11 protein-coding genes are annotated in these 16,100 nt (G+C 44.4%); 10 read left to right on the forward strand and 1 reads right to left on the reverse strand.

All coding sequences use genetic code 11. The features are described 5' to 3' along the window. Positions 1 to 2,715 (forward strand): translation initiation factor IF-2, encoded by a 2,715-nt coding sequence (gene infB, locus SD449_RS06765; protein WP_318309499.1) that lies wholly within the window; start codon positions 1 to 3, stop codon positions 2,713 to 2,715. Between the two features lie 52 nt (positions 2,716 to 2,767). Here the strand turns inward: infB and SD449_RS06770 are convergent, their stop codons facing one another. After that, positions 2,768 to 3,139, reverse strand: a complete 372-nt coding sequence (locus SD449_RS06770; RefSeq protein ID WP_318309501.1) for an SPOR domain-containing protein — start codon at positions 3,137 to 3,139, stop codon at positions 2,768 to 2,770. A gap of 235 nt (positions 3,140 to 3,374) precedes the next feature. Between SD449_RS06770 and SD449_RS06775 the strand changes: the two genes are divergently transcribed. From SD449_RS06775 to SD449_RS06815, 9 genes are all read left to right on the forward strand, one after another. Further along, a complete protein-coding gene (locus tag SD449_RS06775; RefSeq protein ID WP_318309502.1) occupies positions 3,375 to 4,745 on the forward strand; it encodes a cytochrome c3 family protein in 1,371 nt (456 codons plus the stop codon). Between the two features lie 32 nt (positions 4,746 to 4,777). After that, positions 4,778 to 7,900 (forward strand): TAT-variant-translocated molybdopterin oxidoreductase, encoded by a 3,123-nt coding sequence (locus tag SD449_RS06780; protein WP_318309503.1) that lies wholly within the window; start codon positions 4,778 to 4,780, stop codon positions 7,898 to 7,900. Between the two features lie 33 nt (positions 7,901 to 7,933). Beyond that, entirely contained in the window at positions 7,934 to 9,685 is a 1,752-nt protein-coding gene (gene nrfD / locus SD449_RS06785; protein WP_318309506.1) for an NrfD/PsrC family molybdoenzyme membrane anchor subunit, read from the forward strand. Between the two features lie 2 nt (positions 9,686 to 9,687). After that, on the forward strand, positions 9,688 to 10,215 hold the full coding sequence (locus SD449_RS06790; RefSeq protein ID WP_318309508.1) for a DUF3341 domain-containing protein: 528 nt from the start codon (positions 9,688 to 9,690) through the stop codon (positions 10,213 to 10,215). 4 nt (positions 10,216 to 10,219) lie between these two features. Further along, the gene (locus tag SD449_RS06795; RefSeq protein ID WP_318309510.1) at positions 10,220 to 10,789 is read left to right on the forward strand and encodes a c-type cytochrome; all 570 of its coding nucleotides are present in this window, start codon (positions 10,220 to 10,222) and stop codon (positions 10,787 to 10,789) included. A 17-nt stretch (positions 10,790 to 10,806) separates the two neighbouring features. Beyond that, on the forward strand, positions 10,807 to 12,141 hold the full coding sequence (locus tag SD449_RS06800) for a quinol:cytochrome C oxidoreductase (protein WP_318309512.1): 1,335 nt from the start codon (positions 10,807 to 10,809) through the stop codon (positions 12,139 to 12,141). Between the two features lie 33 nt (positions 12,142 to 12,174). Continuing rightward, entirely contained in the window at positions 12,175 to 13,290 is a 1,116-nt protein-coding gene (locus tag SD449_RS06805; protein WP_318309514.1) for a cytochrome c oxidase subunit II, read from the forward strand. 35 nt (positions 13,291 to 13,325) lie between these two features. After that, positions 13,326 to 15,149 carry a cytochrome c oxidase subunit I gene (locus SD449_RS06810; RefSeq protein WP_318309515.1) on the forward strand — a complete coding sequence of 608 codons (1,824 nt, stop codon included), beginning with the start codon at positions 13,326 to 13,328 and terminating at the stop codon, positions 15,147 to 15,149. Positions 15,150 to 15,269: 120 nt separating this feature from the next. Continuing rightward, complete coding sequence (locus SD449_RS06815; RefSeq protein WP_318309517.1) at positions 15,270 to 16,094, forward strand: GIN domain-containing protein; 825 nt, start codon at positions 15,270 to 15,272, stop codon at positions 16,092 to 16,094. Positions 16,095 to 16,100 lie beyond the last annotated feature (6 nt).

The following is a 16,100-nucleotide window of genomic DNA, read 5'->3' on the forward strand; positions in this document are numbered from 1 at the left end:
ATGGCAGAAAATCCAACAATACGACTTAATAAAGTTCTTAGAGAATTGAACATTTCACTGGATAGGGCAGTAGACTACCTGGCCTCCGAGGGGCATGATGTGGAGGCTCGTCCTACCACTAAAATATCCAATGAGGTGTATCAAGTTCTGTTGGATGAATTCCAAACGGATAAGAGCAAAAAGGTTGCTTCCAAGGAAGTTGGTGAGGAAAAGCGAAAGGAAAAGGAAGCCATCCGAATCCGAATGGAGAAGGAGCAGGAAGAACGAAGGTTGGCCAAGGAGAAGAAAGAAGCGGAGCAACAAGTTGTCAAAGCTAAAGCAGAACTTGCCGGACCCAAGACCGTAGGTAAGATCGATTTGGACAAGAAGCCTGAAAAGCCCAAGGAAGAAACGCCAAAAAAAGAAGAGGCCCCTGCGCCCAAGGTTGAACAGGAAAAACCTAAAGAAGAAGAAAAGCCCAAAGCTCCCGAGGTTGAAAAAACTGAGGCCAAAGAAAAAGAGCCAGAGCCCAAGGTAGAAGAAACCAAAAGCACGGAAGAAGCTGAGACCGGTACTTTAAAGACCAACTATCAGAAACTTTCCGGACCCAAGATTACAGGGGATAAAATTGATCTTTCGCAGTTCAATAAGCCCAAAAAGAAAAAAGAGGATACTCAAAAATCCAATAAAGGAGGTTCCTCCGATAACGCAGACCGTAAGAAACGACGAAAAAGAATCGTTAAGAACGGTCCGCAATCCGGTGGAGGCCGTCCAGCCAGAGGTGGGGCCCCTGCTAGAAAGGGACAGCGTATATCCGCTCCCAAAGTAGAGCCTACCGAAGAAGAAGTACAAAAACAAGTACGGGAGACCCTTGAAAAGCTTCAGGGTAAATCCAGCAAAGGCCGAGGAGCCAAATATCGTAGGGAGAAAAGAGATCAGCACCGTCAGCAAACGGAGAAAGATCTTGAACAACAAGAATTGGAAAGCAAAATTCTTAAGGTGACCGAGTTCGTTACGGTTAACGAACTTGCAACCATGATGAATGTTTCCACCACGCAGATCATTTCTGCATGTATGTCCCTAGGTATTATGGTGACCCTTAACCAACGATTGGATGCAGAAACACTTTCCATCGTTGCCGATGAATTTGGTTACGAAGTGGAGTTCGTTACTGCGGAGATCGAGGAAACCATTGAGGAGGTAGAGGACAGTCCCGAAGATTTAAAGCCAAGAGCGCCGATTGTAACCGTAATGGGCCACGTAGACCACGGTAAAACATCCTTGCTGGATTATGTCCGTCAAGAGAACGTGATTGCAGGTGAAAGTGGAGGGATTACCCAGCACATTGGAGCCTATGGTGTTGCCTTGGAAGATGGACAAAAAATCACATTCTTGGATACACCTGGCCACGAAGCGTTTACCGCGATGAGAGCCCGTGGTGCCCAAGTTACCGATATTGCGATTATTGTAATCGCTGCCGACGATGATATCATGCCCCAGACAAAGGAGGCGATAAGCCATGCTCAAGCTGCGGGCGTACCTATAGTATTTGCCATCAACAAGGTGGATAAGCCAACTGCGAATCCTGACAAGATCAAGGAAGGTTTGGCCCAGATGAATTTATTGGTGGAAGATTGGGGAGGAAAAGTCCAGTCCCACGATATTTCCGCAAAAACCGGCCAAGGGGTCAAGGAATTGTTGGAAAAAGTATTGTTGGAGGCCGAGTTGTTAGAGCTTAAAGCAAACCCAAAAAGACTTGCTACTGGAACTGTGGTAGAAGCTTTCTTGGACAAAGGTCGCGGTTATGTGGCCACAATTTTGGTGCAAGCCGGTACGTTGAACATTGGAGACTATGTTTTGGCGGGAACCTGTAGCGGAAAAGTTAAGGCCATGCACGATGAGCGCGGTAAAAATATTTCAAGTGCTGGACCTTCCACGCCAATTTCAATTTTGGGATTGGATGGAGCGCCCCAAGCAGGTGATAGGTTCCATGTGCTCGAAGACGAGCGCGAGGCCAAACAAATTGCGGCCAAGCGTTCCCAATTGCAAAGAGAACAATCAGTAAGGACACAACGTCACATTACGTTGGATGAAATTGGACGACGAATCGCATTGGGCGATTTCCAAGAGCTCAACATTATCCTTAAAGGCGATGTGGATGGTTCTGTGGAAGCTTTGACGGATTCGTTCCAAAAACTGTCCACCGATGAGATTCAGGTGAACATCATCCATAAAGGTGTGGGTGCGATTACGGAATCCGATGTGTTGTTGGCAAGTGCCTCCGATGCTATCATCATAGGATTTAATGTGAGGCCTATGGGCAATGCCCGATCAATCGCTGATAAGGAAGAAATCGATATTAGGACATACTCCATTATCTACGATGCCATCAATGATCTTAAGGATGCCATGGAAGGAATGTTGTCGCCAGAGATGAAGGAAGAGATTACCGGTAACGCGGAAATTAGGGAGACCTTTAAGATTTCCAAAATTGGAACCATCGCAGGATGTATGGTGACCAGTGGTAAGATCTTCAGAAATTCCCGAATCAGGCTTATCAGGGACGGTGTTGTAATCTATACCGGCGAACTGGCCTCATTGAAAAGGTTTAAGGACGATGTCAAGGAAGTTTCCAAAGGATATGATTGTGGATTGCAGATCAAAAACTACAATGATATCAGGGAGGGAGATATTGTCGAAGCCTTCCAAGAGGTAGCAGTGAAGAAAAAATTATAGTGAGATAAATAGAAGCAAAAAAAAATCCCGCTGTGAAGCGGGATTTTTTTGTTTAGGATTCTCTTCGTTCCGGCTTAAGCAGCATCGCATCCGGATATTTTTTGCGTACTTCCAAATACTTTCGCTCCGCTTCCAATTTAGTCTTGAACCTGCCCAATCGAACACGATAAGTGGGAGATTCAAACTCAATTTTTGAATACCAACCGGGAAAGTCCACTTCCACCTGGTTCAATAGATCTTGTGCTTTTTGATAATTGCCGAAACCTACCTGAATTTGGTAAAAGCCAGTATTGGAATTTACCTTGGTATAGAGCGCCACCAATTCGTCGATTTTTGGGTCTTGTTGAATGGTTACACGTCCTTCTTGGGCCGAAACATGAACGGCCGCACAAATTAAAATTGCTGTAAATACAGTGGTTTTCATATTATTCCGGTGTTGTATTTTTTTCGCTTTATGCAAATGTAGATTATTATAGATTAATCGGGTTTGGACAAAGTTATTTAGAATCTTTATAAATTATAAGTTATGAATACCTTAAGATTTCAAAAAATGACTGTATGTCTTACTTTTGTAGCCATTCTTGGTAGGGTAAAATGCTATTGCTCTCAAACTCAATAGAAAGAATCGTACCAAAGATTTCGATAGAAATTTCACGAATATGAAAAAGGTTTTATACCGCCATCTATTTTCTAAAGTTTTAGGTTTAACTCTCCTATTATTCTCCACATCTTTTTATGCACAGGAAGAAGCCGAAGCCGCAACTGAAGCTGCTACGGAACAAACAGCCGATGCCTCTGGAGGTGATCCGGTAAAGGGGAAACAACTGTTCAATCAAAACTGTGCCGCATGTCATGCCTTGGACCGTAAAATGACCGGACCTGCGTTGGCAAATGTGGAGACCAGATTGGCCGAGGATGAAGGATTGGACAAGGAGTGGATTTACGCATGGATCAAAAATAGTCCAGCTGTCATCGCTTCGGGAGATGCCTATGCGAACAAAATTTACGCAGAATACAATCAGGCGGCCATGACCCCTTTCCCAACATTGTCAAACGAGGATATCGACAATATCTTGGCCTATACCGCAGCGCCACCAAAAGCGCCTGCACAAACTGCTACGGCAACACCTGCTGGCGGAGAAGGTTCGGGAGGCTCAAGTTCTGGGATTTCCAATGAGATTATTCTTGGTGCCCTGGCTTTGGTATTCGGTCTATTGGTAATCATGCTGATCTTGGTCAACAAGACCTTGCGCAGGATCGCCGAGGCCAATGGAATCGTTCTTGAGAAGGAAAAAGAAAAGCGTTTGCCCATCTGGAAAGCATTCGTGCAAAACCAGTTCTTGGTTTTGGTTAGCGTAGTATTCTTGCTTTTGGCCAGTGCCTATTTCGCCTATGGGTGGATGATGCAGATTGGTGTAGATCAAGGATATGCTCCGGTTCAGCCCATTCACTATTCACATAAAATTCACGCTGGGGACAACGGTATCGAATGTAAGTACTGTCACTCCTCTGCAAGGGTTTCCAAACATTCGGGGATACCTTCGCTAAATGTATGTATGAACTGTCATAAATCCATTTACGAGTATACGGGCAACCCGGAAGGTCCTTCTGCCGATGATTTGGCCGCAGGATATACCAATGAGTTCTATACCGGCGAAATCAAGAAATTGTACAAGGCTGTTGGATGGGACGAGGAAAACCAAAGTTATACAGGTGAGACACAACCAGTGGAATGGGTGAGGATCCATAACCTTCCTGATTTTGCTTACTTCAATCACTCCCAGCACGTTTCCGTAGCTGGTGTTGAGTGCCAAACTTGCCACGGTCCGGTGGAAGAAATGGAGGTAATGTACCAATACGCTCCGTTGACCATGGGATGGTGTATCAATTGTCACCGCGAAACCAATGTTAAAATGGAAGGCAATGCTTATTATGAAGCAATCCACGAGGAGCTTTCCAAAAAGTATGGTGTTGACAAATTGACTGCTGCCATGATGGGCGGTTTGGAATGCGGAAAGTGTCACTATTAAGAATTAAAAGAAGATAATCTCAGATATATCGTATGGCATCAAACAAAAAATATTGGAAAAGTGAAGCGGAGTTGAATCCGAACGATTCCATTGTTGAGGCGCTAAGAAACAACGAGTTTACCGAAGAGATTCCCGTTGATGAATTTTTGGGCGACAAAGAAAAACTGTCCGCCTCCAATACATCCCGAAGGGATTTCCTTAAATATGTGGGCTTCAGTACTGCTGCAGCTACTGTTGCAGCCTGTGAAGGACCTGTGCACAAATCTATTCCCTACGTGGTTCAGCCGGACAATATTGTTCCAGGTGTGGCAAATTATTACGCCACTACCATTGCGGACGGTTTTGATTTTGCCAGCATCTTGGTGAAGACCCGTGAAGGAAGACCTATCAAAATTGAAAACAATACAGATGCCAAGGTGAACGGTGGTGCCAATGCCAGAGTGCAGGCCTCTGTCCTTACATTGTACGATAGTAAGAGGGTTCAGGGTCCTATGGCCAACGGGGAGCCCGTGGAGTGGAAAGTTTTGGATGCTACCGTAAAAGCTAAATTGAACGCTCTAAAAGGTTCAAGCAAGCAGGTGGTGTTGTTGACGCAGACTTATGCTAGTCCATCAACCAATAAATTAATTTCAGAATTTAAGGCAGCATACGGCGAGAATGTGAACCATGTGGTTTACGATGCCATTTCAGAAGATGCCGCTTTGAATGCATACCAAAAAGCTTATGGCGAACGCGCCTTGGCCGATTACGATTTTGAAAAAGCCGACTTGATTGTTTCTTTCGGTGCGGATTTTCTTGGAGATTGGCAAGGTGGCGGATACGATTCCGGTTATGCCAAGGGTCGTGTTCCCAAAAATGGAAAAATGTCCAGGCACGTACAGTTGGAGGCCAATATGTCCTTAACCGGTGCCAATGCGGACAAAAGATACCCGATGACCCCGACCCAACAAAAGGTAGCCCTTGCCAAATTGTACGGCAAGTTGAACGGCAGCAGTGTTGGTGGAGGTACATCCGATGTTGATGAAGCGGTGGACAAAGTTGCTGCAGAAATCAAAAAAGCGGGTCGCAAAGCAGTTGTGGTGAGCGGTCTGAATGACGAAAACGCTCAAACTGTTGTTTTGGCCATCAATAAATTGTTGGCCAGTGAAGCATTTGATCCAGAAAAGCCAAAATATGTCCGTCAAGGTGATACTGCAAAAGTGAGCAAACTTATTGCTGATATGAACGCAGGTCGCGTAGGGGCATTGATCATGGACGGTGTCAATCCGGCCTATACATTGCCAAATGCAGAAGAGTTTGTTTCTGGACTTGGCCAGGTCGACGTTTCCGTTGACTTTGCTTACACCAATGATGAAACTGCACAGGCTTCCACATATGTGGCTGCAGCTTCTCATTATTTGGAGTCGTGGGGTGATGCAGAGTTCAAAAAAGGACAATACAGCTTAATGCAACCAGCCATTCGTGAGTTGTTTGATACAAAACAGTTTCAGACCTCACTTTTGACATGGATGGGCATTGAGAAAACATATTATGAATACATAAAGGACACTTGGACTACGAATGTGCTTCAAGGTGGCTCTTGGAACAAAGCGTTGCAAGACGGTGTTTATATGGCTCCTGTGGTGAATGTGGAGGCTGGTGAAGAAACCGTTGCTTCCGCAGAAACTGAGGAAGAGCAGCCGGAGATTGTTCCGATTGCCTCCGCAATCCGTTCCTTGGTGAATGCAACAAGTGCCGGAACAGAATTGGTACTGTATTCCAAAGTGGGAATGGGTGATGGTCGCCAGGCCAACAACCCATGGCTACAAGAATTTCCAGACCCAATTTCAAGGGTTTCTTGGGACAACTACGTTACCGTTTCCAAAGCGGACGCCGAAAAGTGGGGTCTTGAAAATAGCATTGAGGCCGATGGTGGTGTCAATGGTAGCTATGTAAAATTGACCGTTGGTGAGAAGGTGTTGGAGAATGTTCCTGTGATCATTCAGCCAGGTCAGGCCGTGGGTACGGTAGGGCTTTCCTTTGGTTATGGGAAAAAGGCCGGAATTCAAGAAGAAATGGCTACGGGCGTCAATGCCTACCTTTTGTACAGCAATTTCTCCGATGTACAGTCCGTTTCCGTTGAAAAAACTGCTGGTGAGCACGAGTTTGCTTGTATTCAATCTCATAAAACATTAATGGGTAGGGGCGATATCATCAAAGAAACTACTTTGGAGATATTCAATACCAAGGACCATGCTGAGTGGAACCCAATGCCCCATGTAACCTTGAACCATCAAGAAATACCTGTTACTTCTCCCGATGCTGACCTTTGGGAAGGATTTGATAGAAGTATCGGGCATCATTTTAATCTATCCATCGACCTTAATGCATGTACCGGATGTGGTGCCTGTGTGATAGCGTGCCACGCTGAGAACAACGTTCCTGTGGTAGGAAAAGTTGAAATGCGTCGTTCCAGGGATATGCACTGGTTACGAATCGATAGATACTATTCTTCCGAAGAAACCTTCGAAGAGGATAACGAGAAGAAGGAAAACATGGATGGCCTTTGGGGCAATCAAGGGTCTCTTGGAGGATTTAGGGAGATGGAGGATCCATCCGCGAATCCACAAGTGGCGTTCCAGCCCGTAATGTGTCAGCATTGTAACCATGCACCTTGCGAGACTGTTTGTCCGGTAGCGGCCACATCACACAGTAGACAAGGTCAAAACCACATGGCTTACAACCGTTGTGTAGGTACAAGATACTGTGCCAACAACTGTCCATATAAAGTTCGTAGGTTCAACTGGTTCTTGTACAACAACAACGACGAGTTTGACTTTAACATGAACAACGATTTGGGTAAAATGGTACTCAACCCAGATGTTAACGTACGTTCAAGAGGAGTTATGGAAAAATGCTCCATGTGTATCCAAATGACCCAAAAAACGATTTTGGATGCCAAGAGGGACGGCAGGGTCATCAAAGATGGAGAGTTCCAGACCGCTTGTTCCGCAGCTTGTAGCAGTGGAGCAATGGTTTTCGGGGATATCAATGACCATGACAGTAAGATAGCAGAGTTGAAGGAAGATGACAGAATGTACCATTTGTTGGAGCATGTGGGCACAAAACCCAATGTATTCTATCATGTAAAAGTGAGAAATACCAACGAGGCTTAATCAATAAAAAAAGAAGTAACTAGAAGATAAATTATGGCGTCGCATTACGAAGCACCTATTCGAAAGCCCTTAGTGGTCGGAGACAAAGGATACCACGATGTAACAGTGGACATTGCCCGTCCGGTTGAGGGAAAGGCCAATAAACAATGGTGGATTGTATTTTCCATTGCTTTGGTGGCATTCCTCTGGGGTCTAGGATGTATCATTTATACCGTTTCCACGGGTATTGGGGTTTGGGGTCTAAACCGAACCGTAAACTGGGCCTGGGATATTACCAACTTCGTTTGGTGGGTAGGTATTGGTCACGCAGGTACACTGATTTCAGCGGTACTCTTGCTTTTCCGTCAAAAATGGAGAATGGCCATCAACCGTTCTGCAGAAGCGATGACCATTTTCTCGGTTATACAGGCGGGATTGTTCCCGATCATACACATGGGTCGCCCATGGTTGGCATACTGGGTACTCCCGGTACCTAACCAATTCGGTTCGTTGTGGGTGAACTTTAACTCCCCTTTGCTTTGGGACGTGTTCGCAATCTCGACCTATCTTTCCGTATCACTGGTGTTCTGGTGGACAGGGCTTTTGCCTGATTTCGCCATGATCCGTGACAGGGCGGTAAAACCGTTCCAAAAGAAAATATACAGTCTGTTGAGCTTCGGTTGGACAGGACGTGCCAAGGATTGGCAGCGTTTTGAGGAAGTTTCCTTGGTATTGGCCGGTTTGGCAACACCTTTGGTACTTTCCGTACACACAATCGTATCGTTTGACTTTGCTACTTCGGTAATTCCAGGATGGCACACCACCATTTTTCCACCGTACTTCGTTGCCGGTGCGATTTTCTCTGGATTTGCCATGGTGAACACACTTTTGATCATTATGCGTAAAGTGTGCAACCTTGAAGCGTATATTACGGTTCAGCATATTGAGTTGATGAACATCGTGATCATGATTACAGGTTCTATCGTTGGATGTGCCTATATCACGGAGTTGTTCATAGCTTGGTACTCCGGTGTTGAATACGAGCAATATGCCTTTTTGAACAGGGCTACGGGACCTTACTGGTGGGCTTACTGGTCCATGATGACCTGTAATGTGTTCTCGCCACAGTTTATGTGGTTCAAAAAATTGCGTACCAGTATCATGTTCTCCTTCTTTATCTCGATTGTGGTGAATATAGGAATGTGGTTTGAGCGTTTTGTGATTATCGTTACCTCATTGCACAGGGATTACCTGCCATCTTCTTGGACCATGTTCTCCCCGACTTTTGTGGATATCGGAATCTTTATAGGAACCATTGGATTCTTCTTTGTGCTGTTCCTATTGTATTCAAGAACATTCCCTGTAATCGCGCAAGCGGAGGTGAAATCCATCTTGAAGGCTTCTGGTGAAAAATACAAGAAACTTAGGGAGGCCGGAAAGCCTTTGTACGAAATGCCACAAGGTGTAAATAGAGTGGTAGGTAGGCAAGAACCCATCACGGACGATGTTTTGATGGGAGAAGTGAAACCTACAATTGGTGATAAAGTCGGTGTCGACGAATTGCTTAGTGCGGTAGGAACGTTTGATTCCGCCACCGAAACGCCGGACGACCTTAAGAAAATTAAAGGTGTGGGCCCTGAAATGGAGCGCACATTGAACGAAATAGGCATATTTACCTATGCCCAGGTCGCCAGAATGACCGAAAGAGAGTATGATTTGTTGGACTCCATAACCGGAAGGTTCCCAGGAAGGGCACAACGTGACGATTGGGCAGGTCAAGCAAAGTTGTTAAACAATAAAAAATAATTATGGCATCAAAAGTTATACAAGCACTATACAACGATGACGATGTGTTGATGCATGCTGTAAAAAAGGTTAGGGCGGAACACCACCATATCGAAGAGGTGTACACTCCGTTTCCAGTTCACGGTCTTGACAAGGCAATGGGCTTGGCGGATACCAGAATTGCGATTACCTCTTTCCTATATGGATGTTTGGGGCTTACCGTGGCCATAGTTATGATGAACTTCATTATGATCGAGGATTGGCCTCAGGATATTGGAGGTAAGCCTAGTTTCACATACTTGGAGAATATGCCGGCATTTGTTCCGATCATGTTCGAGCTTACAGTGTTCTTTGCGGCACACTTAATGGTCATCACTTTTTATCTAAGAAGTAAAATGTGGCCCTTCAAAAAAGCGGAAAACCCTGACAAACGTACTACCGATGACCATTTTTTAATGGAAATAGGTTTGCACGACAATGAAAATGAACTTGCCGAACTACTGTGGGAAACAGGAGCGGTAGAAGTAAAAGTTACAGAAAAGGAGTCTTAATAATATGAAACAATTAGGTAAAATAAGTGTTGTTTTGGTCATGGTGCTGTTCGCATGCTCTTGTGCGGACAAGAACAGTCCAAACTACCAATACATGCCAAACATGTACGAACCTGTAGGATATGAGACCTATCAAGCTGTGGATAACGGGCTTTTCCCCGATGGGACCGAAGCACTTGTGCCACCTGCTGGAACCATTTCCAGGGGATACATGCCCTATGAGTTCGAAAACACTCCGGAAGGTAAAGAATTGGCAAGATTGAACACCAGTCCATTGGACTCCTTGAACCAAGAAGAAAACTTGGCAAAAGGAGCGGAACTTTATGCGATTTACTGCGCTATCTGCCATGGGCCAAGAGGAGACGGACAGGGTAATCTGGTAAAAAGAGAAAAAATATTGGGTGTTCCCAGCTACGATGACGCAGCAAGAAACATTACGGTAGGAACAACATACCACACCATCTACTACGGATTGAACTCCATGGGCTCCTACGCCTCGCAGTTTGCCAATGAAGAAGAAATGTGGCAAGTGTCCGAATACGTGATGAAGTTAAAGGAAGACCTAACAAAATAATAGGATAAGAAAAAACTATGTATACCTTTTCAAACAAACTTAGACTAGGATCTTTCATTGCCATGGGGCTTGGATTTATTTTCCTTGTAATTGGTTTTATGTCCGCCCCATCAACCGTGGAAGAAGCCAAGGCCATGGTAGCAGTACATGAAGATGGTCATGGAGGAGGACATGCAGAAGCAGCCGAAAGCCATGGAGCAGAACAAGGTCACGGTGCAGAAGCCGCTCATGGTGAGGAGCACGACGCTTCGCACGACGAGCATTTGTTGAGCCAGTTGCAGAACAGGCCATGGTCCGCACTTTACGTAGCCGCTTTCTTTTTCTTTATGATATCGTTGGGCGTGTTGGCTTTTTATGCGATTCAACGTGCGGCACAGGCAGGTTGGTCCCCATTGCTCTTCAGGGTTATGGAAGGTATTACCGCATACCTGGTTCCCGGTGGAATCATCGTGTTTGTAATTTTGTTGCTTTCCGTGCTTCACATGAACCACATGTTCGTATGGATGGATCCCGAAGTAGTCGCACATGACGAATTGCTTCAAGGAAAAGCCGGTTATTTGAACCCAACTTTCTTTTTGGTAAGAGCGGCCATTTTCTTGGGCGGTTGGATTTTTTATCGTCAATATTCCAGAAAACTTTCGTTGGCTCAGGATGAGTCCGATGACAATAGCAACTTTGTAAAGAATTTCAGGTGGTCTGCAGGCTTTTTGGTATTCTACCTCGTTACCGAATCCATGATGTCTTGGGACTGGATCATGAGTGTTGACCCACACTGGTTCAGTACCTTGTTTGGATGGTATGTGTTTGCCAGTATGTTCGTATCGGGCATTACCGTTATCGCCATGGTGACCGTTTACCTAAAATCAAAAGGATATTTGGAACAAGTGAACGACAGCCATGTGCACGATTTGGCCAAGTTTATGTTCGGTATCAGTATTTTTTGGACCTACCTTTGGTTTGCACAGTTTATGCTGATATGGTATGCCGATATCCCAGAAGAGGTTACCTATTATGTGGCTAGGTTCCAAGACTACAAACTGCCTTTCTTCGGTATGCTGGTCATGAACTTCGTATTCCCATTATTGGTGCTCATGAACAGCGATTACAAAAGGGTAAATTGGTTTGTTATTATGACCGGTGTAGTAGTCCTTTTTGGCCACTACCTGGATATTTTTAATATGATAATGCCTGCAACGGTCGGTGACCAATGGTTTATAGGATTACCGGAAATAGGGGGTATTTTGTTTTTTGGAGGTTTGTTTGTGTACTGGGTGTTCACGGCTTTGACCAAGGCACCATTGCAGCCCAAACGAAACCCTTTCATTGAGGAGAGTAGACATTTTCATTATTAATAGAACACGAATTAAGTCTTAGATAGATATACGATGACTGCATTATTAACATTTACTGTTTTAGTATTAGTTGCGATCGCTATTTGGCAGATGACCAAGATTTTTGAACTATCGCAAACTAAAACAGAGCACGCTGAGATTGCGAACGATTCCGATAACAAAAACAACGGATACCTGTTGTTCGCGTTCCTAATTTTCATATATGGGATAACCATCTTTAGCTTCGCTAAGTATTCAAAAGTATTGTTGCCCGAAGCGGCATCCGAACACGGGGGTGACTATGACCAATTGATGTGGGTGTCCTTTGCCATCATATTTTTTGTACAGACCATTACCCAGGCCCTGCTTCACTATTTTGGTTATAAGTACAGGGGTCAAAAAGGAAGAAAAGCTCTCTTTTTTGCGGACAACGACCGATTGGAATTTATCTGGACGATTATCCCAGTGATTGTTTTGGCTGGTTTGATTCTATGGGGACTGTACACCTGGACAAACATCATGGACATTAATGACGAAGATGACCCATTGGTTGTGGAGCTTTATGCGCAACAGTTCAACTGGACCGCCAGATATGCTGGGGATGATAATGTTTTGGGTCAGGCCAATGTAAGGTTGATCGATATAGGAAACGCCAATGTACTAGGTTTGGATGAATCCGACCCCAATGCAGAGGACGATATCATTGTCAAAGAATTGCACTTGCCCGTTGGAAGAAAAATCAATTTTAAAATGAGGTCTCAAGACGTTTTGCACTCAGCTTACATGCCCCACTTTAGGGCTCAGATGAACTGTGTGCCTGGAATGGTGACCCAATTTTCCTTTACACCAACGATCACTACGGAAGAAATGCGATTGAATCCCGATGTTGTTGACAAGGTTAAAAGAACCAATGCCATACGCGCACAAAATGCTGCTGATCCTTGGGAGTTTGATTACATATTGCTATGCAATAAAATATGTGGAAAATCACACTATAATATGCAGATGAAGATTATAGTGGAGACCGAAGAAGAATTCAATGCATGGCTTGCCGAACAAAAGTCGTTTAAAGAGACTGTAATGGTGGACGATTCGGCGGAGGAAGAGCAAGCGTTCAACACCGAGGATGGTTCGGAAACGGTATTGGAAGATAACGGTTCGGAAGAATAACAAACAAAAAAAATAACGAAAAAATTAATTGGAATATGTCTGAAGTAGCCCACGTAACTCACGATGATCACCACGATGATCATGGACATCACCATAAGGAAACCTTCATTACAAAATATATTTTCAGTCAGGACCACAAGATGATTTCCAAGCAGTACCTGATTACAGGTCTGATTATGGGATTCATCGGTATAGCCATGTCATTGTTATTTAGAATGCAATTGGCCTGGCCTGGCGAATCTTTCGCAATTTTTGAGACCTTATTGGGCAAATGGGCTCCTGACGGGGTTATGGATGCCGATATTTACTTGGCATTGGTCACCATTCACGGAACCATTATGGTGTTCTTTGTGTTGACTGCTGGACTGAGTGGTACATTCAGTAACCTATTGATTCCGTTGCAAATCGGCGCCAGGGATATGGCTTCCGGTTTCTTGAACATGGTGTCTTACTGGTTGTTTTTCATATCATCCGTTATCATGGTCATTAGCCTGTTCGTAGAAGCAGGTCCAGCTGCAGCAGGATGGACCATTTATCCACCTTTGAGCGCATTGCCAATGGCACAACCAGGTTCCGGTATGGGTATGACACTTTGGTTGGTTTCCATGGCAATCTTCATTGCATCTTCATTGTTGGGGTCGTTGAACTATATCGTCACCGTTATCAACCTAAGGACCAAAGGAATGTCCATGACACGTTTGCCTTTGACCATCTGGGCGTTTTTTGTAACAGCGATTATCGGTGTCGTTTCTTTCCCTGTGTTGTTGTCAGCAGCATTATTGTTGATCATGGATAGGAGTTTTGGAACTTCGTTCTTCTTATCGGATATATTTATTCAAGGAGAAGTGTTGCACTATCAGGGAGGTTCTCCGGTATTGTACGAGCACTTGTTCTGGTTCTTGGGCCACCCTGAGGTATACATTGTATTGTTGCCTGCATTGGGTATTACATCCGAAGTAATGTCAACAAACGCAAGAAAACCCATTTTTGGATATAGGGCGATGGTGGCATCCATCTTGGCAATTGCCTTCCTTTCTACCATCGTTTGGGGTCACCATATGTTTATTTCCGGAATGAACCCATTCTTGGGCTCCGTATTTACGTTTACCACACTTTTGATCGCGATACCATCTGCCGTAAAAGCATTTAACTATATCACCACACTTTGGAAGGGTAACCTGCAGCTCAACCCTGCCATGTTGTTCTCCATTGGTCTGGTGTCCACCTTTATCACAGGAGGTCTTACAGGAATCATTTTGGGTGATAGTACTTTGGATATCAACGTTCACGATACCTACTTTGTAGTAGCCCACTTTCACTTGGTAATGGGTATTTCTGCTCTTTACGGACTTTTCGCCGGTGTGTACCACTGGTTCCCAAAAATGTTCCAAGGACGTATGATGAACAAGAACTTGGGTTATGTCCACTTCTGGATTACCGCAGTTTGTGCGTATGGGGTATTCTTCCCGATGCACTTTGTAGGAATGGCCGGGGTACCGCGTCGTTACTACCAGAACACAGCTTTCCCAATGTTTGATGAATTGACGAACGTGCAAGTGCTGATGACCGTATTTGCAATTATTGCCGGTTTGGCACAGTTGGTTTTCATCTACAACTTTATCTCTAGTATTTTCTACGGAAAACGTGGACCCGTTAACCCATGGAGCTCTAATACTCTGGAGTGGACAACTCCACAAGAGCATATCCACGGAAACTGGCCTGGTGAAATACCACATGTTTACCGATGGGCATACGATTACAGCAAAACCTATGAAAATGGTGAGTACATCATTGCAGGACAGGATTTTGTCCCGCAGAACGTTCCGCTACAAGAGAACGAGGAAGAACTCAACCATTAAAAATATAGTTATATTAGTGAAAGAGCCTGTCCTTATGGATGGGCTTTTTTTGTTGGAACAGATTTTGAACTGAATTGTATATCTTTAATTGAAGTTTCCCCTATCAAAAAGAGAACTATCATGAAAAAGCTATTTATCCTATTATTGGCGCTATCCCCTATGTTGTCCATTGCCCAGCGAAAACCTAGAATAAAGGGCAGCCGAATCGTAACGGAGGTGTCTGAGGAACTACCTCCCTTCAATGCCATTGTTCTGAATGATGATCTTGAAATCACCTTGAATAGATCGTTCGGTCCGGGATACCATATTATTGCGGATGATAATTTGATAGATGTCCTCAAATTTGAAGTGGAGGATGGTACCCTGGTCATTAGTTCGTATTATACCATTACGGCCAAAAAGCAACTGGAGATTACCGTCAATTATACCGAACTCCGCGCAATCACATTGAAACAGGGAACTATGGTCTCGAAGGATGTCATTGAATCCAACGAACTGTTTGTGGATGGTTTCAACAATACCAAGCTTGACCTAAAGGCCAATGCAGCCGTTATGGATATCAATTTGGAGGACAACAGTAGTGCAAATTTCAATGTACAGGTAGATTCTTTAAGTGTTAACCTAAACAGCCGTGCGGAAGCATATGTTTATGCACAGATAGATACTGCTGTATTGGATTTGGAAGCAAACTCCTCATTGACCATGGAGGGAACATCGGATAGGTTACAGGCCAATATGCTCGGGTATACGAAATATAGGGCCGAAGCCATGGAGGTAGGGTCGTATCAACTTACAATTACCGATAAAGCGAACGCATGGGTGAATGCTTTTAGGGACATTCAGATCAATGCAACCGGAGATGCGAGCATCTACCTTTACGGAACGCCAAAAATTAATATAGAAGCATTTTTGGGCACCTCTCAGCTCATCAAAAAACCGGAGTGATTCTTT

The sequence above is a fragment of the Flagellimonas crocea genome (assembly GCF_033441595.1).
Lineage (GTDB): Bacteria > Bacteroidota > Bacteroidia > Flavobacteriales > Flavobacteriaceae > Flagellimonas > Flagellimonas crocea.